This is a genomic window from Pseudomonas retamae (assembly GCF_043496865.1).
Classification (GTDB): domain Bacteria; phylum Pseudomonadota; class Gammaproteobacteria; order Pseudomonadales; family Pseudomonadaceae; genus Aquipseudomonas; species Aquipseudomonas retamae.
Genome location: NZ_JBIEIL010000010.1, coordinates 271,850 through 293,754 on the forward strand (window position 1 = coordinate 271,850; position 21,905 = coordinate 293,754).

Sequence of the window (21,905 nt, forward strand, 5' to 3'; positions counted from 1 at the left end):
CACCTTTGTGGGGTCAGGTGTTAAACGTCATAAATAGGGGAAGAGCCTTCAAGCTCTTCCCCTATTTTGTATCTGGAGTCTGTACATGGAAAACCTGGATGCGCTGGTCGCTCAAGCACTAGAGGCTGTGCAAAGCGCTGAAGATATCAATGCCCTGGAGCAAATCCGGGTTCAATACCTTGGCAAAAAGGGCGAATTGACTCAGGTGATGAAGACCCTGGGCAATCTGCCAGCAGAAGAGCGTCCGCAAGTCGGCGCCCTGATCAACGTTGCCAAGGAGCGTGTCACAGGCGTTCTCAATGCGCGCATGGCTCTGTTTGAAGAAGCCGAACTGGCTGCCAAACTGTCCGCCGAATCCATCGACGTGACATTGCCGGGCCGTGGCCAGACCTCCGGTGGTCTGCATCCGGTGACCCGCACGCTGGAGCGTGTCGAGCAGTTCTTCACCCGCATTGGCTACGGCATCGCCGAAGGCCCCGAGGTGGAAGACGATTATCACAACTTCGAAGCGCTCAACATCCCAGGCCACCACCCGGCCCGGTCGATGCATGACACCTTCTATTTCAATGCCAACATGCTGTTGCGCACCCATACCTCGCCGGTACAGGTCCGCACCATGGAATCGAAGCAGCCGCCGATCCGCATCGTCTGTCCGGGCCGTGTGTATCGCAGCGACTCCGATATCACCCACTCGCCGATGTTCCACCAGGTCGAAGGCCTGCTGGTCGATCGCGACATCAATTTTGCCGATCTCAAAGGCACCATCGAAGAATTCCTGCGGGTGTTCTTCGAGAAGGAACTGGCCGTACGTTTCCGTCCTTCGTACTTCCCGTTCACCGAGCCATCCGCTGAAGTCGACATGGAATGCGTGATGTGCAGCGGTAAAGGCTGCCGCGTCTGCAAGCAGACCGGCTGGCTGGAAGTGATGGGCTGCGGCATGGTTCACCCGAACGTGCTGCGCATGTCCGGCATCGATCCGGAAGAGTTCTCCGGCTTTGCTTTCGGCATGGGCGTCGAACGTCTGGCCATGCTCCGTTACGGCGTGAACGACTTGCGTCTGTTCTTCGACAACGACTTGCGGTTCCTCGCGCAATTTCGCTAGTCGTAACGAATTCTTAGGAGAGCAGGATGAAATTCAGTGAACAATGGCTGCGTGGCTGGGTTAGCCCGCAGGTAGACCGTGACGAGCTGGTTGCCCGTCTGTCGATGGCCGGTCTGGAGGTCGACAGCGTGACCCCGGCTGCCGGTGTATTCAGCGGTGTGGTGGTGGGTGAGGTGCTGAGCACCGAGCAGCACCCTGACGCCGATAAATTGCGCGTGTGCCAGGTCAGCAATGGCGCGGAAACCTTCCAGGTCGTGTGCGGTGCGCCGAACGTGCGTCCGGGCCTGAAGATCCCGTTCGCCATGATCGGCGCCGAGCTGCCGGGTGATTTCAAGATCAAAAAGGCCAAGCTGCGCGGCGTCGAGTCCAACGGCATGCTGTGCTCGCAAGCCGAGTTGCAGATTGGCGAAGGCAACGACGGTCTGATGGAGCTGCCGGCCGATGCGCCGGTGGGCGAAGATTTCCGGGTTTATCTGGATCTGGAAGACGCAAGCATTGAGGTCGACCTGACCCCGAACCGTGGCGACTGCCTCTCGCTGGCCGGTCTGGCCCGTGAAGTCGGTGCGCTGTACGCAGCGCCAGTAACGCGTCCTGTCGTGGCCGCTGTTGCCGCTGCGCACGACGAGGTACGCTCGGTCGAAGTACTGGCGCCCGCCGCATGCCCGCGTTATCTGGGCCGCGTGATCCGTAACGTTGATTTGTCCAAGCCGACACCTTTGTGGATGGTTGAGCGTCTGCGTCGCGCCGACGTGCGCAGCATCGACGCTGCCGTCGACATCACCAACTACGTGATGCTCGAACTGGGTCAGCCGCTGCACGCGTTCGATCTCGCCGAAATCAATGGCGGTATCCGTGTGCGCATGGCCGAAGAGGGCGAGAAGCTGGTACTGCTCGATGGTCAGGAAGTCAGCCTGCGTAGCGATACGCTGGTGATCGCTGACCACACCCGTGCGCTGGCAATTGCCGGTGTGATGGGCGGTGAGCACAGCGGTGTCTCCGCAACCACGCGCGACGTGTTCCTGGAAAGTGCGTTCTTCGACCAGATCGCTGTAGCTGGCAAAGCCCGTTCCTACGGCCTGCACACTGACGCCTCGCACCGCTACGAGCGTGGCGTTGACTGGCAACTGGCCCGTGAAGCCATGGAGCGCGCCACTGGCCTGCTGCTGGACATCACCGGTGGCGAAGCCGGCCCGATCATCGAGACGGTCAGCGAGCAGCACCTGCCGTCGATCGCGCCGATCACCCTGCGTTCCCAGCGCATCACGCAAATGCTGGGCATGGAAATGGATTCGGCTCAGGTCGAAAGCCTGCTCGGCGGGCTGGGTCTGAAGATTACCGCCGATGGGGCAGGGCAATGGCGCGTTGAAGTGCCAAGCCATCGCTTCGATATCAGCCTGGAAGTCGATCTGATCGAAGAGCTGGCCCGTCTCTACGGCTACAACCGTCTGCCGGTTCGTTACCCGCAAGCACGTCTGGCACCACAAGCCAAGGCAGAAGCGCGTAGCGATCTGCTGGAGCTGCGTCGTCTGCTGGTCGCTCGCGGCTATCAGGAAGCGATCACTTACAGCTTCATCGATCCGCGTCAGTTCGAACTGTTCAATCCGGGCGTTGAACCTCTGTTGCTGGCCAACCCGATTTCCAATGACATGGCTGCCATGCGTTCGTCGCTGTGGCCGGGCCTGGTCAAAGCGCTGCAGCACAACCTCAATCGTCAACAGGATCGCGTGCGTCTTTTCGAAAGCGGCCTGCGTTTTGTCGGTCAGCTCGACGGCCTGAAGCAAGAACCGATGTTGTCGGGTGTGGTTTGCGGCAGCCGTCTGCCGGAAGGCTGGGCGCAGGGTCGCGATACGGTGGACTTCTTCGACGTCAAGGCTGATGTGGAAGCGGTGCTGGGCTTCGCTGGCGCGCTGGATTCGTTCACCTTTGCACCGGGCAAACACCCGGCGCTGCACCCGGGCCAAACCGCGCGCATTGAACGCGAAGGCCGTGAGGTCGGTTTCATCGGCGCCATTCACCCGGAATTGTCGAAAGCGTTGGGCCTGGATCGTCCGGTCTTCGTTTTCGAGCTGGTTCTGGCAGAAGTGGCACTCGGTAAAATGCCGAAATTCCACGAGTTGTCGCGCTTTCCTGAAGTGCGTCGTGACCTTGCACTGATCGCGCATAAAGACGTCGCAGCCTCGGCTGTACTGGACGTAATCCGTGAAAATGCAGGCGAATGGCTCACAGATCTCAGGCTGTTTGACGTGTATCAGGGTAAAGGCATTGATCCTGATAGAAAAAGCCTCGCCGTTGGCTTGACCTGGCAGCATCCATCGCGCACTCTTAATGACGATGAGGTGAATTCGACGACGCAAAATATCCTCACCTCGCTCGAACAAAGGTTGAACGCCACGTTAAGGAAGTGACGTATGGGGGCTTTGACGAAAGCTGAGATGGCGGAACGTCTGTATGAAGAGCTGGGCCTGAACAAGCGGGAAGCCAAGGAATTGGTAGAACTGTTTTTCGAGGAAATCAGGCACGCTCTCGAAGACAACGAGCAGGTCAAATTGTCCGGTTTCGGCAATTTCGACCTTCGGGACAAACGCCAGCGGCCTGGCCGCAACCCGAAAACGGGGGAAGAAATCCCGATCACGGCTCGCCGTGTGGTCACCTTTCGTCCAGGGCAGAAGTTGAAGGCCCGAGTTGAGGCTTATGCTGGAACCAAGTCATAACGACGAACTACCCGTCATCCCGGGCAAACGCTACTTCACCATTGGTGAAGTGAGCGAGCTGTGTGCCGTAAAACCACACGTGCTGCGCTACTGGGAGCAGGAGTTTCCTCAGCTCAACCCCGTCAAACGCCGCGGAAACCGCCGGTATTATCAGCGCCAGGACGTGCTGATGATCCGGCAGATCCGCGCGCTCCTTTACGATCAGGGTTTCACCATCGGTGGCGCACGCCTGCGCCTGTCCGGCGATGAGGCCAAAGACGACACCACCCAGTACAAGCAGATGATTCGGCAGATGATTGCCGAACTCGAAGACGTGCTGGTAGTACTCAAGAAATAAAAAGCAGCGTTTGAATACTTCCAGTTTTCAAATGCTTGCGCTATATTCTTGAGCGTTCTTCGAGGTGAAGAACGAGATGCAACATCAGTCGGGGCGTAGCGCAGTCCGGTAGCGCACTAGCATGGGGTGCTAGGGGTCGAGTGTTCGAATCACTCCGTCCCGACCATATTTTTCAATGACTTAGCCCAACTTCACCAGTTGGGCTTTTTCATGGGCGGTAGATTTGCGGGGGCTTCTCGAATGGGATCTTCTCGTCTACGCTGCTTCTGGACGACCGCGGGCACTACTTCAGCCATGAATCGGAATCTTGCGCACGGTTGATGGAATTTCTCGCCCGCCATCATTTGCGGGCTCCCGTCGTTTGAGAAAAATCTCAGAATGGAATCTCGTAATGGATAAGGCGTTCAAGCAGCCAATGTTTATCGTGGGACTGCCGCTGACGATTTGCGGCTTCGTTTTCGGTCTCACTGGTCTTCTCGCCAGCGGAACCTTAGCCTATGTCGCGCCGGGCCTGTTGATACCTGGTCTGGTGTTCATGCTGACAGGTTGGCTGCAGCGTAATAAGTGATGGCCTCGCGGGCCTCCTTGTTATACGGGCTTTTTAATTTCCACTCGTCGAGCGAATTGCACTCCCTGGCGTCGGATCGTCTCTCAGTAGTAAGCGCAGTCCTGCGCTCACTGACGGGAGAGAATGATGATTGACGACAACAACGGTCCTGATGCTCCTTATCCGGGACCTGGCGAGCAAACGCCGGACTCTGGCAAGGGCCATGATTCTGGCCTGGAACAGGCTGTCTCTGAACCAAAACAGGGGGCCGAGGAGCGACCAGAGGACTGGAACCCGCCACCCGGGAATCCCGGTTCTGACCAGGATGCTCAGACAGGCCGGGATAACGGCGGTGCGAAAAAGGCGCCATGATCCTGGACCAGTCACAAGACCCGGCCACCGTGCCGGGTTTTTTGTTGCCGTCGAATTATGGATAAATTCTCAACAGTCGACGACCTCGCTATCGTGGCGCAAAAAGAGCTGGGCCGAGGCGCCCACGCTAGACACTTCGATCCAGCCGCAGGCAGTCAGCACATTCACTCTACAATACAAATCCAGCGATGGTTGTATCGGTAAGGCGCGCGGGTGAAATGGATGTCTGAAACCCTGTTCATGCCTCGCTCTTTAAGCGCTTCAGTCAATTTTGCGAGTGTCTCTGCCTGGATAGTCATTGCTGTCACCTCGTCAGATTTACTGCATTCATAATTCTTGACCGAAGGATCAAGTGGCTAATTCATTTTTTCTAATTTGGTAATTGAGGTCGCGCAAATATCCGTGCGTCACCCGAAAGCAGTTGCAAAACCTCGTCGGGAGCGACGGTAGCTTTCAGCCACTAGCACATCCGACCTAATTGCCCCTGTCCCGGCTCGACTTTAAAGTCCTATCGCCTGACAGCTTGCTGTCAAAATTTTCCGGCATAAAAAATCAAAAAGGTCGATCTGCAATGAACTCATCAAGGACTGTCCCGGTTCTGGTTTTACTCGCAACATTCGCGCTCGCGGTCTCTGGATGCCAGACCGTCAAACCGGGAGAAAGTGATCTGAAGGATCGAGCGCAGACCACCATTGGCAAACCCGTTATCAAGGTTTCCAACATCCGCAACGACTTCAATACCACCTACTACACCGCTCAAACCGATGGCGGTGAATACAAGTGCGAACTGCCGAGCGGCCCGATGGTTGCGCTGGGGTCGATGGGAATGGGACTGGGTGCTCAGTGCACCAAGCAATGACGAACCGGTTTCTTCGAGACTGAAATGCAAAGGCCAATGTCGATGACATTGGCCTTTGCATTTCTGGATGCCCGAGCTACAGACCGGATGGTCTTCGAGTTGTCCATTGGATATCACTGGGTGGGCTTTTTCTCGAGATCTTTAGAGTCACTGGACGTGGCGGCATCCTTCTCCGTCTCATGAGGCTGTGACCCCGCGTTGGCACCCGATGACTCTTCGCCTTTCTTGTTAGCCTTCTCATCATGGTCGCGGGAGCTTTGTGCATGATTGACACCCGGCAGGGCGGTGGCCGGGGTCGCGGAGCCCGCTGTCGTTTCGGCTGCCGATGCGTGAAGCGGGCCGATCAGAAACAGACTGGCGAACGATAAGGCGGCGATTTTCCTGTTCATTGCATGAACCTTCTGCAGGGCGGAATGTACTGTTATGGATAAGCCAGCCCGCCAAAGGTGCTAGGGACTGGACGAGCGGCAGGACTCGGAATGCATTCGTTTCAAAGGGGAGTCCTCGCAGGAAGGCAAATTGCTGGCCCCCGGACTTGATCTGTCCCGGCAAAATCGCCTTTTTTCAGAAGGTTAGGTCGGCTATATGCGGACGATTGTTATCACTGTTGCGATGATTACGCTGACTTTGATCGTCTCGGGCGTGCAGGCAAAAGAGCTAAGCAAGAGCCATCGCTTTGCCTGCACTTGGGGCTCGGACATTGCTGCCGGCGCGCAGCGGTCAAAACTCTCTGGAGTCTCGTTGTATGGCGCGCGAAAACAATTGCAGGTTCGGCGGTTCCAGCAGCCCTGGATGCGCATGACCGCGATGGGCATTACCGAGCAAACCTATAACAGCAGTTCCAAGCTAAAGCCCGCGGCGGTCAAGCAGACCTATTACGAACAGTGCGTACGCCACGAGCTGGCACGGCGCTGATGCCGATGTGCGTAGGTTGACCGGACAGCTCAGGAGTCGCCGGAGCCCTTGGCCACTGCCGGCCCGGCAACCCGCGGCGATGGTTGGGTCTGCATCAACGCATCCAGTGCCTTGCGATAGTCCCGGCCGCCTAGCGCCATGCTGTTGTTGTGTGTCGCTCCGGGCACCAGCAGCAGGCGTTTGGGCTGCTCAGCGGCATTGAACAATTGTTCACTGAAGCGCGGCGGTACGAAGGCGTCCGCCTGGCCATGCACCACCAGCAGTGGCATGTGAATGTCGGCTATCTTGTCGATGGAATCGAATTTCTGTGACAACAGCCAGCGCACGGGTAGCGAGGTATTGGCGACGGCGGCAGCCACGTCGGCCAGCGACGTGAAGGTCGACTCAATGACGAGACCGCGCACGGGTAAGGGCGAGTGGCTGCGAGCAGCCTGCTGTCCGAGTTCAGCGGCCAGATCAATCGCTACCGCGCCGCCCAGAGAGTGACCATAGATCAGGCGTTTGTTCGGGTTCGGTTGCAGCTGTTGGAAGCGCTCCCACGCAACGCGAGCGTCTTCATAAACACTGCTTTCCGAGGGTAGATCACCCTTGCTCTGACCAAAGCCACGGTAGTCGATGGCCAGCACCGAATAGCCCGCCGCACGCAGTTGTTCGATGCGGAACAGCTGCCCGGTGAGGTTCCAGCGGACCCCGTGCAGATAAAGAATCGCCGGCGCATCGGCTTTCTCCGCCGGCCACCACCAGGCATGAATGTTTTCTCCGGCCTTGAAGCTTTTCGGTTGCAGGTCGAGTTCCTGCACGCTGCCGGGCAAACCGCGATACCAGCCGGCATTGCCCGGTTCGATGCGAAACAGCAGGGTGCGCTCTGTGTGTTCGAGCACAGCACAACTGATCGGCACGCCGATGATCAACGCGGCCATGCAGGCGAACGCCAGACGGCGACGGCGCAGACGCGTCATGAAGGACCGGAACATTTAAACGTTTCACCCAAGCGCAGACAAAGAACGCCTTTTACCAGATGCTCAGGTCTGCGCGTGATTTTTTCGACCGCTGTCCGGCTGCATTGATTACAAGATGCTGCGGCTCAACTCACCTGCAGTACGATTTTGCCGATATGGTCACCCGACTCCATATGAGCGTGGGCCTTTGCCGCATCGGAGAGCGGGTAGACCTTATGGATCATCGGCAGACAGTGCCCGGCAGCCAGCGCTGGCCAGACATGTTCGCGCAGTTGCGCAGCGATCTCGGCTTTTTCTGCAGCGGTGCGAGCGCGCAGCAGCGAACCGGTGACCACCGCGCGTTTGCCGAGAATGGCCAGCAGGTCGATGTCGTTGGCCCGGGCGCCGCCAAGGAAGCCGAGCATGACCAGTCGGCCGTCCATTGCCAGTGCGCTGACATTACTGTTGAAGTACGAGCCGCCCATAATGTCGAGAATGACGTTGACCCCCTGATTGCTGGTCTTCTCAGCGATCACCGCGGCGAAGTCCTCATCGCGATAGTTGATCGCCTCGCCACCAAGCTCACGGATCGCTGCGCATTTATCGGCGCTGCCGGCGGTGGCAAATGCTTCAATACCGAACTCGCGGCACAGCATCAGCGCGGTAGTGCCGATGCCGCTCGTGCCGCCGTGAATCAGCACACGCTGGCCGCGGCTCGCGCCGCCAAGACCGAACAGGTTGGCCCAGACAGTGAAGAAGGTTTCCGGAATGGCCGCAGCATGCACCCAGTCGAGGCCGTCAGGGATCGGCAGCGTCTGGCCGGCTGGAACCGCACAGTATTCGGCATAGCCGCCACCATTGGTCAGCGCGCAGACGCGGTCACCGATGGCGAACTGCTTGACACCCTCGCCAAGCGCGACGACTTCACCGGAGACTTCCAGCCCTGGAATCGGGTTCATACCGGGTTTCATTGGGTATTTACCGGCACGCTGCAGGGCGTCCGGGCGATTGATACCGGCGGCATGCACGCGAATCAGCACTTCGCCGGCGGCGGCGACCGGCAGCGGCACGCGCTTGGGCTGCAAAACTTCGGGCCCACCGGGCTCGGTGATTTCGATGCGGGTCATTTCATTGGGCAGGGACATGTCGACTCCTGTAGGCGTACGTTCTGTAATGGGAGCTTGCCGGGTGGGCAATGATTCCCCTCAATTTGTGCAACGGCGTGGTCCAGCCGCGACGGGCAGCCACTTCACGGCATATTCCAGCAATAGCGCAAAGACGATTGCGCCTGCGGCGATCACGAACAACAGTGTGTGATGACCTCCACTGGCATTGAACAGTGCCGAATAGGCAAACCCGGCCAAGGCTTGAAACGTGGCGAACGACACGGTCGCGCGGCTCCAGGCAATCTGCTGACGATGATGCTCCGGCACCAGCTCATGCACCCGCGCCAGGGCCAGCGGCACGATCCCCGGCGGGAAGGAACCGAGAATCACCGCCAGCAACGCCAGTGCCAGAAACGCGTGAGAGACCGCCAGCAGGCCGAGGGCAACCGCTTGCACCGCCAGCACCAAACGAATGCCGGAGCGAGCGCCCAGGTGATCGGCAAGAAAACCATAACTCACCGGCCCGACAATCGCGCCCAGACCGTACATCACCCAGATCAGTGCACCGGTATGCGCGCCAGCGCCAAGACCACGTGCGACGTAGTCCACCAGAAACACCATCGCCGGCACCAGCCCTGCGGCCATGAACGCGTACTGGGCGAACAACAGATACACCGCGCGCGGTGTTGGCTCTGCGCCCGTCACTTCATGTGTCACCGACGGATGGGCAAAGTCGTCCGGCCAGCCGAACCAGCTCAGTGCGGTCAGCATCAGCGCCAAAGCCCCAAGGCCCAGCCACGTTGCCTGCAAGCCCAAGCTCAACAGCGGCGGCACCAACGTCCCGGAGCCAGCGATGCCAAGGCCGATGCCGAGGAAGATCGCACCACTGGCCAATCCTTTGCGCGCTGTCGGCACATGCGGCAGAACGGTTGCAGCCACCAGCACCATGATGGCGCCACCGGCAATGCCCGACAGCAGCCGCCAACCGAAGAACCAGCTCACCGACAACGGGAATGCACAGGCGAAAAACGCTGCCGTGACCAACAGCATCATCAGCCGCAAGGCATTTTTATTACCGAGCTGGCGCGCCGTCGGCCGACCGAGTAGCGCGCCGATCAGGTAGCCGACCAGATTGGCCGCGCCGAGGTAGACCACATCATTGGCGCTGAACCAGCGGGCCTCAATCAGCGAAGGGATCAACGGGGTGTAAGCGAAGCGCGCCAGGCCAATGCTGACCAGGCTGGCACAGAGCCCGGCGAAGATCGGCATCCAGATGCCGGAGGAGGTTGAAGTACGCATGACAGCGATCTCAAGAAAGGTTTATGCCATCGAGCATATCCGCTATCGTCGCTGCATTAGTGCAGTGATTAAGCAGCTCGCTGATGCATTTTTGCATTTCAGGGGAAAACATGAATTGGGATGACGCACGAGTGTTTCTGGCGGTTTGCCGTGAGTCGACGCTGCGGGGCGCGGCGCGGGTGCTGGGTGTGGATCAGGCGACTGTCGGACGGCGTATCACGGCGCTGGAAAAGACCCTCAGTGCAACGCTGTTCCTGCGTACTTCCGACGGTTACGCATTGACTGCGGTCGGCGAAGCGGCGCTCAAGAGCGTGGAGAAAATGGAGCAGTCGGCGCTCGATCTGCAGCGGCAGATCGAGGGCCTGGACGATCGCCTGACCGGCACCGTGCGAGTCAGCACCACCGATTCGCTGGCCATTGATTTCCTGATCCCGGCCATGGCGCGCTTGCATGCCCGGCACCCGGACGTGCGCGTGCAACTGGATGCGTCCACGCAGATTCTCAGCCTGGCCAAACGCGAAGCCGATATCGCCGTGCGCAACACCCGGCCGGACAATCCCGACCTGATCGCCCGACGCATTGCCCGCTGGCCGGTGGGCCTGTTCGCTTCGCAGGCTTACATCGACGCCAATGGCTCACCGCAAACAGACACGGCGTTTGAAGGCCATGATCTGGTGGTCTATCAACCCTATCTGCAAAGCAAGAAAGACCTGACGCTGGTCTCCGAACCGTTGGGTCGCGGGCGAATCGTCGCCAGTCTCAGCTCCAGTCTGCTGGTGCGCCGCTCGATTGCGGCGGGTCTGGGTGTAGGAGAAATCCCGGTATACATGGGCGAACGCGATGGCCTGATCAGGTTGTGGCCACAACGCACGCGACCGCTGCCGTACGACGTGTGGCTGGTGACTCATGCGGATTTGCGCCACACGGCGCGGGTGAGGGCGGTAATCGAGCAGATAGTCGAAGCGTTTGCGCCGGAAAATCAATGACCTCAAGGCTGCTTTGAGGAGGCTACGTTGGCTGACGAAAACGCCTACAAACCAGGCCGAATCGGCCGGCTTGTGAGCATCGGCTAACAGCTCTATCGTTTCCACAGTCCGGTGAGAGTCACAGGGCTCGCATTGAAACGATCGACCACGGAAGGTCTCGGTAACCGCCAAAGGTGACGAATTGAAAGCCAGGGAATTGAGGCAACATTCAGACAGTGATCCATTCAACGACAGCCGGAACACGCACACCATGAGCAGCATAAGCCGCGAAGAATTCGATGCCAGGATCGAGACCATAGAAGCAAGGATGGATGCGCGGATGGAAGGCGTATCGATGCGTATTGATGCATTCCTGGCGGCTCAGGCCGAGCGGGACAAGGCAGACTCCCGGATTCGGTCAGAGATGGACAGGGCGCAGTCGGAGCGAGACAGAGCCCAGTCAGAACGAGATAAACGCTTCGAATTAATGTCTTCGGCAATCCAGAACATTGCACAGGAATCGAAAGAAGCCATCAGGCAGGCAAGCACGACGAAAGCCAATGTCTGGGCAGCGGCCGCCGTGCAGTTGGTGGGGCTGGTCGCCATCGTCGTCGGTGCCTGTTATGCCAATCAGGCCAACACCTACGCAGCGGTCCAGACGACGTTGGCGGCGATTCAGGCGGGCAAGGAGTTCACCGTGCCCATACCGCCGATGCTGCCGTGGAGCAAATCACCCGAATAAAAACGGCCTTCATCGGAAGGCCGTTCTCATGAGTGTAGGAACACTGCGTCATGGCATCTGCGGCAACTCCTGCGGCCGCAAGTCAAATACCAGCACCTCGGCATCGACGCCGTTGCTCAAGGTCAGCAACTGTTCTTCGCGAACCCGCACACCATCGCCTTCCTGCAATGGCTGGCCATTGAGTTCAACACTACCGCGTGCCACATGCACATACGCGTAACGGTCGGCCGGCAGTTTCAGCGTGGCGCTTTCTTCGCCGTCGAACAGCCCGGCGAACACACGTGCGTCCTGGCGTACTTTCAGCGAGCCGTCCTTGCCGTCAGGCGAGATGATCAATTGCAGGCGACCGCGTTTTTTCTGCGCGGTGAAATGCTCCTGCTGATAGCGAGGTTTGGCACCGCTGACTTCCGGCACGATCCAGATCTGCAGGAAATGCACAGGCTTGGTGGCCGAATGGTTGAACTCGCTGTGCGCCACGCCGCTGCCGGCGCTCATCAGTTGCACGTCCCCGGGGCGGATGACCGAGCCGGTGCCCAGCGTGTCCTTGTGTTCCAGCGCACCTTCCAGCACGTAGGAAAAGATCTCCATGTCGCGGTGCGGGTGCTGGCCGAAACCTTTGCCGGCGGCAACGCGGTCATCATTGATCACCAGCAGGTCGGAGAAACCCTGTTCGCGAGGGTTGCGATAGCTGGCGAAGGAAAAGGTGTGAAACGACTTCAACCAGCCATGATTGGCGAGGCCACGGTCGGAGGCTTTGCGAAGAGTCAGCATGATTAAAATCTCCTGGCGGGACGTGAATTCGTCCGAGTGAGGAGAAGGTTACTGTTAACCGTGAAAACCAATAAGTAGGTGGAAACTGAAAGACTGTCCTGATCAGGTTGACAGTTGTGCGAGGCTGCTCACACAATTTTTCGCGCCTGGAATGCCTCGCTTGGTCATAATGTCCGGCCTGTCTCATGTTCTCCGATTGAAGTGACGTGCTCCCATGAAAACCGTGGCAATGGTGCTGTTCCCCGACTTTCTCCTGCTCGACATGGCCGGGCCGCTGGAGGTGTTTGCGGTTGCCAACCGCTACCTCAAGCCCGACGCGCACTATCAATTGGTCACTCTGGGTACTGAGTCCGGCACGCTGCGGGCATCCAACGGCGTAATGGTGCAGGCCGACCGGACAATCGAAGAAGCCACCGAGCGCTATGACCTGTTGCTCGTGCCCGGCGGCCCCGGTGCCTATAACCAGCAGTTCCCTGCTTTGTTCGCCTGGCTCAAAGGCGCCGTGCAGCGTGCCGAGTATTACGGTTCGATCTGCACTGGCGCTTTTGTATTGGGACATGCCGGTCTGCTTGACGGCTATAAGGTGACCACCCACTGGAATTACACCGAGCGACTGATCAGGGCGTTTCCCAAGGCCGATGTCGCCACCGATCAGATCTATATCGAAGATCGCAACCTGATTACGTCTGGCGGTGTCACCGCAGGCATCGATATGGCGTTGGCCGTGGTGGCGCGCGATCACGGCAAGAAACTTGCCCAGGATGTCGCCAAAGTCCTGCTGGTGGTGATGAAGCGGCAGGGCGGGCAGGCACAGTTCAGCCCATTGATGGCGGCCGTGGCGCCGCAGGAAACCCCGATTACCCGCGCGCAGAGCTACGTACTGGAGCATCTCGACGAAGCGTTTACGGTCGAGCGCATGGCCGCCATCGCCAATATGAGTGCGCGGCACTTCGCGCGGGTGTTCGCCCGGGAAATCAACATGACGCCGATGGAGTTTCTGCAAAGCGCCCGCGTCGACTGTGCACGAAATCTTCTGGAAACCAGTGAGTTACCGCTCAAGACCGTGGCCTACAAGAGCGGTTTCGGCAGTGTCCGACACATGCGCTCGCTGTTCGCTGAAAAGCTCGGCCTGACCCCGGCGCAGTACCGCGAACAGTTCAGCTAGAGCGTTTCTGTCCGTCTGGCGCCTCGGTATGTCCGTGTTGCGCCCCGTGTCGCCATTGTCGCGTCATCGAACGCTGCCAAGATGGTTGGCATGAACAGCCTCGATGATTTCAACCCGGTGTCAGTGCTGCGTTTCGGCCCTTATACCTTTCATGTGCGACAAAGACTGATCCTCAATGGGGATCGGCCAGTGCGCGTGGGCAGTCGTGCGCTGGACATTTTGCAGGTGCTGGTTGAACGCGCCGGTCGGGTGGTCACCAAAGAGCAATTGATCGCACAGGTGTGGCCGACATCGGTGGTCGAGGAAATCAACCTGCGGGTGCACATTGCGGCATTGCGGCGCGCACTGGGGGACGGTGGCAACGGTCAGCGTTATATCGTTAATGTGCCGCAATGTGGCTACAGTTTCATCGCCCCGGTGCATCGCGACAGTGCTGCGCCGAAGACGCCTGCCGATCCGCCACCGCACAACCTGCCCGCGCGGCTGATTCCGGTGATCGGCCGCGATGCGCTGGTGGGCAGTCTGATGCGACTCATGCCAGCGTGTCGCCTGCTGACCATTACCGGCCCGACCGGCGTGGGCAAATCCACCGTGGCCCTGCGTGTAGCGGAACTGTTGGTGCAGTATTTTCGCCATGGCGTCTGGCATGTCGATCTCGCGCAGATTAGCGATGACACTCCATTGCTGGGGCTTTGTCTGGACCGGCTCGGCAGCGATCTGGCCGGGCTGTGCGAGCGTCATGCCTTGCTGGTGCTGGATAATGCCGAGCATCAGGATGCGGCCTGCAAGGCGCTGATCGAAAAATTTTCAGGCGCGGCGCCTCGTGTGTCCATTCTGGTTACCAGCCGTGAGCCCTTGCAGGTCAAGGGTGAAGTCCTCAAGCAACTGCCACCCTTGAGCATGCCAAAGCCTGTGGCGGTCGATGATGTCGCTGAGGCCATGGGCTGTCCGGCAGTGCAGTTGTTCGTCAGTCGTGCTCGGGCGCGCCAGCATGATTTCCAGCTGCGCGCTCAGGATGTGCAGCCGCTACGCGAAATTTGCCGGCAACTGGACGGCTTGCCACTGGCGATCGAACTGGCGGCGGCGCAGATCGATGCGCTGGGTCTGGTCGGGCTGCACGCGCACGTGGCTAACGGTCTGCAGGTGCTCAGCCAGGGCCGGCGTACCGCCGTGCCGCGCCATCAGTCGATGCAGGCTGCGCTGGACTGCAGCTATCAGCGCTTGAGTGAGCCGGAGCAGCGCGTTTTGCAACGCTTGTCGGTATTCAAGATGCCTTTCACATTTGAGGCGACGCTGGCGGTGGTCTGCTGCACGCAACTGGCCTCGTCGCGCCTCGCCGCGATCATCACAAGCCTGGTGCACAAATCGCTGCTGACGGAGGAGGGTAGCGGCAGCGCTTGCCGCTACCGGATGCTCAACACCACTCGATGTTATGCGCGCGAGCAGCTTGAGCGCAGCGGGGAAAAGGTCGAACTTGAGCGCCGGTATGCGCGCTACATTGATCAGTTACGCCGCGTCTCAGGCGTGCATGCCTTCACTTAAGGCCTTGATCAGCCCGCGCGCTTTGCGCAAGTCCGGGGTCGCATGGCCCTCACTGAACCGCTCAAAGACAGGACGCAGCAGATTCAGTGCTTGATGACCGCGCAACTGGCGTTGCCAGAGTTGCGCCAGTGATGTGGCACTGCGCAGTTCCCAGGCGAGGGCGCCCTGGGTGCGGGCGGTGGTCAGGGCTTGTTGCAGCAGGTGTTCGGCTTGCTTGATATTGGCGTTGTCTGACAGGACGCCATCGCTGGCAAGCGAGCTCCCACAGGGATCTGAGGCGCATCCGGAATCCTGCATTAGCAATGCCTGCGCCTGAGCGCGCAAGATCTCCGCCGTGCTCCATCCCGCCTCGCCACTCAATGCTCGCTGCAGCAACGCATCGTCGACGAAACGCCCATCCAGCGTGACCATGATTTCACTGATCAACCCGCCGCTTTGCGTCGGCAGGTGGTCGATGCCGTCTGCATCGATCACCTGCGCATAGTGCCGCCCCCAATGATTGAACAACAGCACCGAATGCTTCTGCGATTGCTCCAGCAGCAGGCGCAGCAGCATGCGGGCGTTTTGTTGATCGCCGTTGTAATGAGCGATCGGGCAAGTGGCCAAGGCCAGGGTGTAACAGATCGAGGTGCCGTGGTCGATCTGCACGGCGATATCCAGTGCTTGCCGCGCCGCGCGCCATGCCTGCTCGGGCAGACCTTGCATCCACAAGACCCGCGCCAGCACCGTCAACGAGGCCACGCTCTGGTCGTATTGCACGCCAAATCCGTGGGTGAAACGGTTGACGTTGCCGCTGTGCGCCATGCGCTGCAAGACCTGCTCGGCATGCGTGCGCGCCTGCGGCTGGTCGCCGGCATAATGCAGCGCCAGTACGCGCAAGCGGTGCGTGCTCAGTGACAGCAACGGGTCACCGTGCAGGCCGAGGCGGTCGAACTGCTCGCTCTGTGCCAGCGCCAGGCGGTAATGCCCGCAACTGAGGTTGACCGCCATGTGCCCGGACACCGCACGTAATTGGCCGGCAACGTCGTTGTGCGCCTGCGCCAGTTGTTGTGCCTGGGCAAAGGCGTCGATGGTTTCGGCGGTGCCGCCCCAGGTGTGGTAGCAGGCACTGCCCAAGGCCAGTTTCAGCGTGATCTTAAGGCGCGGGCAAGGCTCGTCGCGCTCATCGAACAGGCACAGTGCACGGCGGACATGGCCGCCATATTCCTTTAGCAGCGACAATTCCTGCCACAGCGGTGCGGAGGCGGCTGCCAGACGGATCCCCAATCCAGCGGAGCCGGCGCCGTGCAGACTCCACTCCAGCGCCGCGCGCAAATCTTCGAGCCCGCGGGCGTAGCGTTCGATCCACAACACCGTCGGGGTGTGCTCCCACTCGCTTTTCGCTTGCTGCATCAGCGCCAGGCAGCGCTCGGCGTGACGGTCACGGGTGTCATCGAATTCCGCGGCCTGTTCGAGTTTTTCCAGCGCATAGCGGCGGGTGGTGTCGAGCAGGCGATAGAACACCTGTTCATCGCCGACCTCGACGCTGAGCAAGGATTTGGCGACCAATTGAGTGATCGAGACGAACACCACACTCGGATCGATCTGCTCGCCGACGATCACCGCCGCTGCCGATTCCAGAGTAAAGCCGCCGCGAAACACCGCCAGACGACGCAGGCAGGTCTGCTCGCAACGCTCCAGCAGATTGAAACTCCAGTCCAGCGTAGCGCGCAGCGTGAGGTGGCGTTCATGACTGCTTTGTCGGCCTTTGCTCAACGGCGGCAGGCGACCCTGCAACTGCCCGAGCAGGCCGTCGAGACCGAGTTCGGCAACCTGCGCGGCCGCCAGTTCCAGCGCCAATGGAATACCGTCCAGCCGGTGGCAGATCTCGATCGCCCGTGGCAATTGGGCATCGCTCAGCTCGAAACTTTCCTGAGCGGCCGTGGCGCGCTCGATGAACAGTTGCAGCGCCGAAAATTCGAGTATCTGCCCGCGACTGAGCATCGTATTCATCGACGGGTAGGCGAGCGCGCCCAGGCGCTGAACGCATTCGCCTTCGGCCCTCAGGCTTTCGCGGCTGGTGGCAAGAATGTGCACTTTGGGGGCACCGCGCAGAATGCTTTCGCTGAGGGTCGCGACGGCATCAATCAGGTGTTCACAGTTGTCGAGCAGCAACAGCATCTGCCGCGGTTGCAGCGCGTTGACCAGCGCGCCCAGCGAATCACCTTCAGGCACTACCAGATCAAGCAGGGCGGCGATGTGCGAGCCGATCAGCGCAGGGTCGTTGAGCGGCGCCAGATCCACCAGGCGAATACCGTCGCGGTAAAAGCCGATCAACTGTTCCGCGACGCGCAGCGCCACGGTGGTCTTGCCGATCCCGCCAGGGCCGACCAGGGTAATGCAGCGTCGGCGCGGCAAGTCGCTCATCAGGCTGTCGACCAGGGGCTGACGGCCGATCATGCGCGTGCCCCGCAAGGGCAGATTGTGGCGACCGCCGGCATCGTCCAAAGGACGCTCCTCCATGGAATGCAGCAGGAGCGGCGCGACAAAACTGTAGCCTCGCTGCGCCACCGTGACGATATAACGCTGGCCGGCCTGACCGTCACCGAGCGCCTTGCGCAATGCCGCCATGTGCACGCGCAAATTGATTTCTTCGACCACACTGTCCGGCCAGACGCCGGCCATCAGTTCCTGCTTGCTCACCACTTCGCCGGCCTGCGCCAGCAGAATCAGCAGAATGTCCATCGCCCGTCGGCCCAGACGCAGCGGTTGCTCGCCTTCGAATACACGGCGTTGTCCGGGATGGATCCGATAGGGGCCAAAGCCGATGGCCTGATTCGGGGAAAGACTCAACAGCTCACTCCTGCGGCGCTGCGACGGACGGTACCGAACAGTCGCGCGCGCAGGCGCGGGCTCTCTGGTTCGGGTGTCTGGGCATGATCCTCAGGTTCGCGCATCGGTGCAACGGTGGTCTCAATCAAAGTACGCCGGGCTGTGAGCGCAGAGGCCGCGGTTCGCGCATGATCTGGCAGCGCCAGGCGAACGGATTGATGCCTTCGCTGCGGGTGAACATGTGACAGAAATGCGCCTGATCGCAAAAGCCGCATTCCAGACTGATGTGGGTCAGGCTCAGATCGGTGTGCTGGATCAGCAATTTCGCGCGGGCGATGCGCTGGGTGCGAATCCAGTCCTGCGGCGAAAGCCCGGTGCTGCACTTGAAGGCGCGGGAAAAATGGCTGCGCGACAGCGAACACGCGCGGGCCAGTTCGGCCACTTCCAGGCTGTCACCGAGGCGTTCGAGGATCAGTTGTTTGACCAGCCGTTCGCGTTGCGGACTGAGCCCGCCGATAGCGGGTGTATCCGGTTGGCGGGCAGGGGCGAGGGCGACGGTGGGTTGCAATTGAGCCATGGCCAAGGTCCGTGTCGATGGGGAATGCACGAAAGGCGCATCCCGTCAGGTCAAAAAACAACGCTGTGCGAGTGACGGCATTGTTCAGCGCGGGCGCCACGCTGACGAGTTAATCGTTGTTAATTGCCGCGCATCGATCGGAACTCAGCACATGCTTGCAAGTCTGCGCCGGGCGTTTTGCGCCACGATCTGGGCAAGCGTGGCGATCCGACAGGACCGCCGCAATCGGCCAGGTTCAGGAGAGTTCGATGAAAAGCATGTTCAAAGCCGCGACAGCGATGACGCTCGCAATGGCGATGTCCTGCGCAATGGCGCAAGCGCCACAAGTGGGCACTCAGGCGCCGGGCTATTTCCGCCTGGCGGTGGGCGATTACGAAGTCACGGCGTTGTTCGACGGCTACAACGACTTGTCGCCCAAGCTGCTGCAAGGCATGAGTCAGAGTCAGATTCGCGCGCTGCTGGCGCGCCGTTCGATTGAAACGCCGGGCGTGCAGACCGCGTTCAACGCCTTTCTGGTCAATACCGGCAAACAACTGATTCTGGTCGACAGCGGCGCCGGCCAATGCATTGGCGCCACCGCTGGCCAGCTGCTGAGCAACATGCAGGCGGCCGGCTACAAGCCGGAGCAGGTCGATACGATTCTGCTGACGCACCTGCACCTGGATCACGTCTGCGGTCTGGTCGACGGGCAACAGCAGGCATTGTTCAACAACGCCACGGTGTACGCGGCCAAGGCTGAAGCCGATTACTGGCTCGACCCAGCCGCACTGGCCAAGGCTCCGGCCGGCGCCAAGGAGTTCTTCAAGATCGCCCAGCAATCCACTGCCGCTTACGTTGCCGCCGGGCGTTTCAAGACCTTCAGCGCAGGCGAGTCGCCGCTGCCGGGCGTGGTTGAAGCGACCCTCGAAGCCGGGCATACGCCAGGCAGCACCACTTATCGTTTCACCTCGCAGAAGCAGAGCATCGTGTTCATGGGCGATCTGGTACACAACCTCGCGGTGCAGTTCCTGCATCCGGAAGTGTCGATCGGCTTCGACGTCAACAGCCAGCAGGCGATCAATAGCCGGCAGGCCGTGTTCAGTGCAGCGGCGGCGAGCAAGACGTGGGTCACCGCTGCGCATTTGCCGTTCCCGGGGATCGGCCACATCACCGCTGAAGGCAAACATTTCCAATGGGTGCCGGTGGAATACGGCCCGTATAAACGCGCGGCCAAAGTACCGTTGATCGAGTAAAGTGCGTAGCGCCGATCCGCTTGAGCGGCTGACATTGATAAGGACGACATGCCCATGAACCGTAACGATCTGCGTCGCGTCGACATGAACCTGCTGGTGATTTTCGAGGCGCTGATGTTCGAGAAGAACCTGACCCGCGTCGCCGAAAAGCTGTTCATGGGCCAGCCCGCTGTCAGCGCGGCGCTCGGCCGTTTGCGCGACCTGTTCGACGACCCATTGCTGTTGCGCAATGGGCGCGGCATGGAGCCGACCGCGCGGGCGCTGGCGATTCTCAAGGAACTGCAGCCGGCGATGGATGTGATTTCCGGGGCGGTCAGCCGGGCCAAGGAGTTCGAGCCGGCGAGCAGTTGCGACGTGTTTCGCATCGGCCTGTCGGACGACGCCGAGTTCGGTCTGTTTCCGCCGCTGTTGCGCCAGTTGCAGCAGGAAGCGCCGGGGATTGTCGTGGTGGTGCGGCGCGCCAACTATCTACTGATGCCAGCGCTGCTGGCCTCGGGGGAAATCTCGGTGGGCGTAAGCTACACCACGGATCTGCCGGCCAATGCCAAGCGCAAGAAGCTGCGCGACATTCCCTGCAAGGTATTGCGCGGTGATGACCGTCCGGGGCCGCTGACGCTGGACGAATATTGCGAGCGTCCGCATGCGATGGTGTCGTTCTCTGGCGACCTGAGCGGCAATATCGACTTGGATCTGGCGAAGATCGGCCGCTGTCGCCGTGTCGTTCTCGGTGTGCCGCAGTTCAGTGGTTTACGCGCGTTGTTGGCTGGCACCGAGATGATTGCCACTGTGCCGGATTATGCTGCCTGCGCTTTGGTTGAGGGCTGTGCGTTGCGTGCTGAAGATCCGCCGTTTCCGATCGATGCGGCGCAGTTGTCGATGGCCTGGAGTGGGGTGCATGACAATGACCCTGCGGAGAAGTGGCTCAGGTCGAGGATCAGTCAGTTCATGGCGGCGCCGCTGGATATTCGGCCTAGCTGAGGCTTTGTGTTTCTGGATGAATGGGGGCATATCCGTTGCTGCGGGTGTTGCGGCTGGCGGTTTCGCCCTTACGGCGAGTCCCTTTTTCAGACGCCAAAAAGGAACCAAAAGGCTTGCTCCTACGTACGGCCCTCGCAGGCTCGGGTTCCTTCGCTCCGGGATCGATCCGGGCGCAGCGGCTACGGTTTGCTGCGCTGCACCTACGTCCGCTGTGTCTGGCTACGCCAGACGGTCGCTGCGCTCCCACGCCCGGATCAATCCCTCCACTCAGCCTTCCGATGTCGCCGGTGACGCAAGATCAAGATCAAGATCAAGGGCACTCGAGCTAACGCTCATTGTTGAGTGGTTAGAAGCGTCGCATGGCTTGGGATTTGCGGTGGATTCGCCCCTCACCCCAGCCCTCTCCCCGAGGAGAGGGAGCCGATCTGCGTGCCATTCAAAACTCACATTCGACTCGGTATCTCAGGTGGCGTACCTCGCCCAAACCACTCGGTCAGTTCCCTCTCCCTCCGGGAGAGGGCTAGGGTGAGGGGCTTTTGATTTTCGAGTTGACCCGTTGGATCAAGGGCAACATCAAAAGCAGGCGAGCTGGCACTCGGCCTTAGGGTGAGCGCGGATCTTGTACGAGCTTGCCTGCAAGCGATGGCGGCCTGAGAGCCGTCCCGTTGCGCACGGGTATCACTGGTGCAGTGGTCAACTAATTCCGGACACCTCGATAGGTGGTTTTGACGCCATCGCCCGCTCATAAACGGTCGGTGGCAGATACCCCAGTTTTGAGTGCAGCCGTTCGTTGTTGTAAAACCCAACAGTGTACTCGGTGATGTCCCGGATCGCTTCAGCATGGTTGGCGTAGTCACGTCGCCATACCCGTTCCATTTTCAAACTCAGGAAGAAGCGCTCCATCACTGCGTTATCCCAGCAATTACCTTTCCGGCT

The 21,905-nt window shown here is 60.1% G+C and carries 21 protein-coding genes and 1 tRNA gene; 14 read left to right on the forward strand and 8 right to left on the reverse strand.

Features of this window, described 5'->3' with window-relative positions; genetic code table 11:
- Positions 1 to 85 precede the first annotated feature (85 nt).
- The 7 genes from pheS (at position 86) to ACGSLL_RS20510 (ending at position 5,928) form a co-directional block, all read left to right on the forward strand.
- Positions 86 to 1,102 (forward strand): phenylalanine--tRNA ligase subunit alpha, encoded by a 1,017-nt coding sequence (gene pheS / locus ACGSLL_RS20480; protein WP_090282682.1) that lies wholly within the window; start codon positions 86 to 88, stop codon positions 1,100 to 1,102.
- Positions 1,103 to 1,128: 26 nt separating this feature from the next.
- Complete coding sequence (gene pheT / locus ACGSLL_RS20485) at positions 1,129 to 3,507, forward strand: phenylalanine--tRNA ligase subunit beta (RefSeq protein ID WP_394507720.1); 2,379 nt, start codon at positions 1,129 to 1,131, stop codon at positions 3,505 to 3,507.
- A gap of 3 nt (positions 3,508 to 3,510) precedes the next feature.
- The gene (gene ihfA, locus ACGSLL_RS20490; protein ID WP_002553164.1) at positions 3,511 to 3,813 is read left to right on the forward strand and encodes an integration host factor subunit alpha; all 303 of its coding nucleotides are present in this window, start codon (positions 3,511 to 3,513) and stop codon (positions 3,811 to 3,813) included.
- A complete protein-coding gene (locus tag ACGSLL_RS20495) occupies positions 3,794 to 4,150 on the forward strand; it encodes a MerR family transcriptional regulator (RefSeq protein WP_003179985.1) in 357 nt (118 codons plus the stop codon). Before ihfA ends, ACGSLL_RS20495 begins: the two co-directional genes overlap by 20 nt.
- Positions 4,151 to 4,239: 89 nt before the next feature.
- Positions 4,240 to 4,316 (forward strand) — tRNA-Pro (locus ACGSLL_RS20500).
- A gap of 225 nt (positions 4,317 to 4,541) precedes the next feature.
- Positions 4,542 to 4,718, forward strand: a complete 177-nt coding sequence (locus ACGSLL_RS20505) for a hypothetical protein (RefSeq protein WP_394507721.1) — start codon at positions 4,542 to 4,544, stop codon at positions 4,716 to 4,718.
- Between the two features lie 922 nt (positions 4,719 to 5,640).
- The gene (locus tag ACGSLL_RS20510; RefSeq protein ID WP_090282685.1) at positions 5,641 to 5,928 is read left to right on the forward strand and encodes a hypothetical protein; all 288 of its coding nucleotides are present in this window, start codon (positions 5,641 to 5,643) and stop codon (positions 5,926 to 5,928) included.
- Between the two features lie 113 nt (positions 5,929 to 6,041).
- On the opposite strand, the gene ACGSLL_RS20515 is transcribed toward ACGSLL_RS20510, so the two are convergent.
- Positions 6,042 to 6,317: a hypothetical protein gene (locus tag ACGSLL_RS20515; protein ID WP_394507722.1), complete on the reverse strand. Its 276-nt coding sequence runs from the start codon at positions 6,315 to 6,317 to the stop codon at positions 6,042 to 6,044.
- 196 nt (positions 6,318 to 6,513) lie between these two features.
- Between ACGSLL_RS20515 and ACGSLL_RS20520 the strand changes: the two genes are divergently transcribed.
- Positions 6,514 to 6,843 (forward strand): hypothetical protein, encoded by a 330-nt coding sequence (locus ACGSLL_RS20520; protein WP_394507723.1) that lies wholly within the window; start codon positions 6,514 to 6,516, stop codon positions 6,841 to 6,843.
- 29 nt (positions 6,844 to 6,872) lie between these two features.
- Here ACGSLL_RS20520 and ACGSLL_RS20525 read toward each other — a convergent pair whose 3' ends face one another.
- From ACGSLL_RS20525 to ACGSLL_RS20535, 3 genes are all read right to left on the reverse strand, one after another.
- A complete protein-coding gene (locus ACGSLL_RS20525) occupies positions 6,873 to 7,817 on the reverse strand; it encodes an alpha/beta hydrolase (protein WP_394507724.1) in 945 nt (314 codons plus the stop codon).
- 110 nt (positions 7,818 to 7,927) lie between these two features.
- On the reverse strand, positions 7,928 to 8,926 hold the full coding sequence (locus ACGSLL_RS20530) for an NAD(P)H-quinone oxidoreductase (protein WP_394507725.1): 999 nt from the start codon (positions 8,924 to 8,926) through the stop codon (positions 7,928 to 7,930).
- Between the two features lie 60 nt (positions 8,927 to 8,986).
- The gene (locus ACGSLL_RS20535; protein WP_394507726.1) at positions 8,987 to 10,186 is read right to left on the reverse strand and encodes a YbfB/YjiJ family MFS transporter; all 1,200 of its coding nucleotides are present in this window, start codon (positions 10,184 to 10,186) and stop codon (positions 8,987 to 8,989) included.
- A 110-nt stretch (positions 10,187 to 10,296) separates the two neighbouring features.
- On the opposite strand from ACGSLL_RS20535, the gene ACGSLL_RS20540 reads away from it, so the two are divergent.
- Positions 10,297 to 11,172: a LysR family transcriptional regulator gene (locus tag ACGSLL_RS20540; RefSeq protein WP_394507727.1), complete on the forward strand. Its 876-nt coding sequence runs from the start codon at positions 10,297 to 10,299 to the stop codon at positions 11,170 to 11,172.
- A 250-nt stretch (positions 11,173 to 11,422) separates the two neighbouring features.
- Complete coding sequence (locus tag ACGSLL_RS20545) at positions 11,423 to 11,893, forward strand: hypothetical protein (RefSeq protein ID WP_090282692.1); 471 nt, start codon at positions 11,423 to 11,425, stop codon at positions 11,891 to 11,893.
- Positions 11,894 to 11,941: 48 nt separating this feature from the next.
- Here the strand turns inward: ACGSLL_RS20545 and ACGSLL_RS20550 are convergent, their stop codons facing one another.
- Positions 11,942 to 12,664 carry a pirin family protein gene (locus tag ACGSLL_RS20550; RefSeq protein ID WP_394507728.1) on the reverse strand — a complete coding sequence of 241 codons (723 nt, stop codon included), beginning with the start codon at positions 12,662 to 12,664 and terminating at the stop codon, positions 11,942 to 11,944.
- Between the two features lie 214 nt (positions 12,665 to 12,878).
- On the opposite strand from ACGSLL_RS20550, the gene ACGSLL_RS20555 reads away from it, so the two are divergent.
- Both ACGSLL_RS20555 and ACGSLL_RS20560 read left to right on the forward strand, forming a co-directional pair.
- Complete coding sequence (locus ACGSLL_RS20555) at positions 12,879 to 13,829, forward strand: GlxA family transcriptional regulator (RefSeq protein ID WP_394507729.1); 951 nt, start codon at positions 12,879 to 12,881, stop codon at positions 13,827 to 13,829.
- Between the two features lie 90 nt (positions 13,830 to 13,919).
- Positions 13,920 to 15,371 carry an ATP-binding protein gene (locus tag ACGSLL_RS20560; protein ID WP_394507730.1) on the forward strand — a complete coding sequence of 484 codons (1,452 nt, stop codon included), beginning with the start codon at positions 13,920 to 13,922 and terminating at the stop codon, positions 15,369 to 15,371.
- Here the strand turns inward: ACGSLL_RS20560 and ACGSLL_RS20565 are convergent.
- Positions 15,348 to 18,203: an ATP-binding protein gene (locus tag ACGSLL_RS20565; RefSeq protein ID WP_394507731.1), complete on the reverse strand. Its 2,856-nt coding sequence runs from the start codon at positions 18,201 to 18,203 to the stop codon at positions 15,348 to 15,350. The genes ACGSLL_RS20560 and ACGSLL_RS20565 overlap by 24 nt on opposite strands.
- Before the next feature lie 124 nt (positions 18,204 to 18,327).
- Positions 18,328 to 18,759, reverse strand: coding sequence for a helix-turn-helix domain-containing protein (locus ACGSLL_RS20570; protein ID WP_258449700.1), 432 nt, complete (start codon positions 18,757 to 18,759; stop codon positions 18,328 to 18,330).
- A gap of 257 nt (positions 18,760 to 19,016) precedes the next feature.
- Here ACGSLL_RS20570 and ACGSLL_RS20575 point away from each other — a divergent pair, with 257 nt between their 5' ends.
- The gene (locus ACGSLL_RS20575) at positions 19,017 to 19,991 is read left to right on the forward strand and encodes an MBL fold metallo-hydrolase (protein ID WP_394507738.1); all 975 of its coding nucleotides are present in this window, start codon (positions 19,017 to 19,019) and stop codon (positions 19,989 to 19,991) included.
- Positions 19,992 to 20,045: 54 nt separating this feature from the next.
- Positions 20,046 to 20,969, forward strand: a complete 924-nt coding sequence (locus ACGSLL_RS20580) for a LysR family transcriptional regulator (RefSeq protein WP_394507732.1) — start codon at positions 20,046 to 20,048, stop codon at positions 20,967 to 20,969.
- Positions 20,970 to 21,662: 693 nt separating this feature from the next.
- Here ACGSLL_RS20580 and ACGSLL_RS20585 read toward each other — a convergent pair.
- On the reverse strand, positions 21,663 to 21,905 hold a 243-nt coding region (locus tag ACGSLL_RS20585), incomplete at its 5' end, for an integrase core domain-containing protein (RefSeq protein ID WP_394507733.1).

What these genes read in the sequence shown, in the direction of transcription:
- pheS (WP_090282682.1), top strand. Translation starts at nt 86, where the DNA reads ATGGAAAACCTGGATGCGCTGGTCGCTCAAGCACTAGAGGCTGTGCAA.
- pheT (WP_394507720.1), top strand. Translation starts at nt 1,129, where the DNA reads ATGAAATTCAGTGAACAATGGCTGCGTGGCTGGGTTAGCCCGCAGGTA.
- ihfA (WP_002553164.1), top strand. Translation starts at nt 3,511, where the DNA reads ATGGGGGCTTTGACGAAAGCTGAGATGGCGGAACGTCTGTATGAAGAG.
- ACGSLL_RS20495 (WP_003179985.1), top strand. Translation starts at nt 3,794, where the DNA reads ATGCTGGAACCAAGTCATAACGACGAACTACCCGTCATCCCGGGCAAA.
- ACGSLL_RS20505 (WP_394507721.1), top strand. Translation starts at nt 4,542, where the DNA reads ATGGATAAGGCGTTCAAGCAGCCAATGTTTATCGTGGGACTGCCGCTG.
- ACGSLL_RS20510 (WP_090282685.1), top strand. Translation starts at nt 5,641, where the DNA reads ATGAACTCATCAAGGACTGTCCCGGTTCTGGTTTTACTCGCAACATTC.
- ACGSLL_RS20515 (WP_394507722.1), bottom strand. Translation starts at nt 6,317, where the DNA reads ATGAACAGGAAAATCGCCGCCTTATCGTTCGCCAGTCTGTTTCTGATC.
- ACGSLL_RS20520 (WP_394507723.1), top strand. Translation starts at nt 6,514, where the DNA reads ATGCGGACGATTGTTATCACTGTTGCGATGATTACGCTGACTTTGATC.
- ACGSLL_RS20525 (WP_394507724.1), bottom strand. Translation starts at nt 7,817, where the DNA reads ATGTTCCGGTCCTTCATGACGCGTCTGCGCCGTCGCCGTCTGGCGTTC.
- ACGSLL_RS20530 (WP_394507725.1), bottom strand. Translation starts at nt 8,926, where the DNA reads ATGTCCCTGCCCAATGAAATGACCCGCATCGAAATCACCGAGCCCGGT.
- ACGSLL_RS20535 (WP_394507726.1), bottom strand. Translation starts at nt 10,186, where the DNA reads ATGCGTACTTCAACCTCCTCCGGCATCTGGATGCCGATCTTCGCCGGG.
- ACGSLL_RS20540 (WP_394507727.1), top strand. Translation starts at nt 10,297, where the DNA reads ATGAATTGGGATGACGCACGAGTGTTTCTGGCGGTTTGCCGTGAGTCG.
- ACGSLL_RS20545 (WP_090282692.1), top strand. Translation starts at nt 11,423, where the DNA reads ATGAGCAGCATAAGCCGCGAAGAATTCGATGCCAGGATCGAGACCATA.
- ACGSLL_RS20550 (WP_394507728.1), bottom strand. Translation starts at nt 12,664, where the DNA reads ATGCTGACTCTTCGCAAAGCCTCCGACCGTGGCCTCGCCAATCATGGC.
- ACGSLL_RS20555 (WP_394507729.1), top strand. Translation starts at nt 12,879, where the DNA reads ATGAAAACCGTGGCAATGGTGCTGTTCCCCGACTTTCTCCTGCTCGAC.
- ACGSLL_RS20560 (WP_394507730.1), top strand. Translation starts at nt 13,920, where the DNA reads ATGAACAGCCTCGATGATTTCAACCCGGTGTCAGTGCTGCGTTTCGGC.
- ACGSLL_RS20570 (WP_258449700.1), bottom strand. Translation starts at nt 18,759, where the DNA reads ATGGCTCAATTGCAACCCACCGTCGCCCTCGCCCCTGCCCGCCAACCG.
- ACGSLL_RS20575 (WP_394507738.1), top strand. Translation starts at nt 19,017, where the DNA reads ATGTTCAAAGCCGCGACAGCGATGACGCTCGCAATGGCGATGTCCTGC.
- ACGSLL_RS20580 (WP_394507732.1), top strand. Translation starts at nt 20,046, where the DNA reads ATGAACCGTAACGATCTGCGTCGCGTCGACATGAACCTGCTGGTGATT.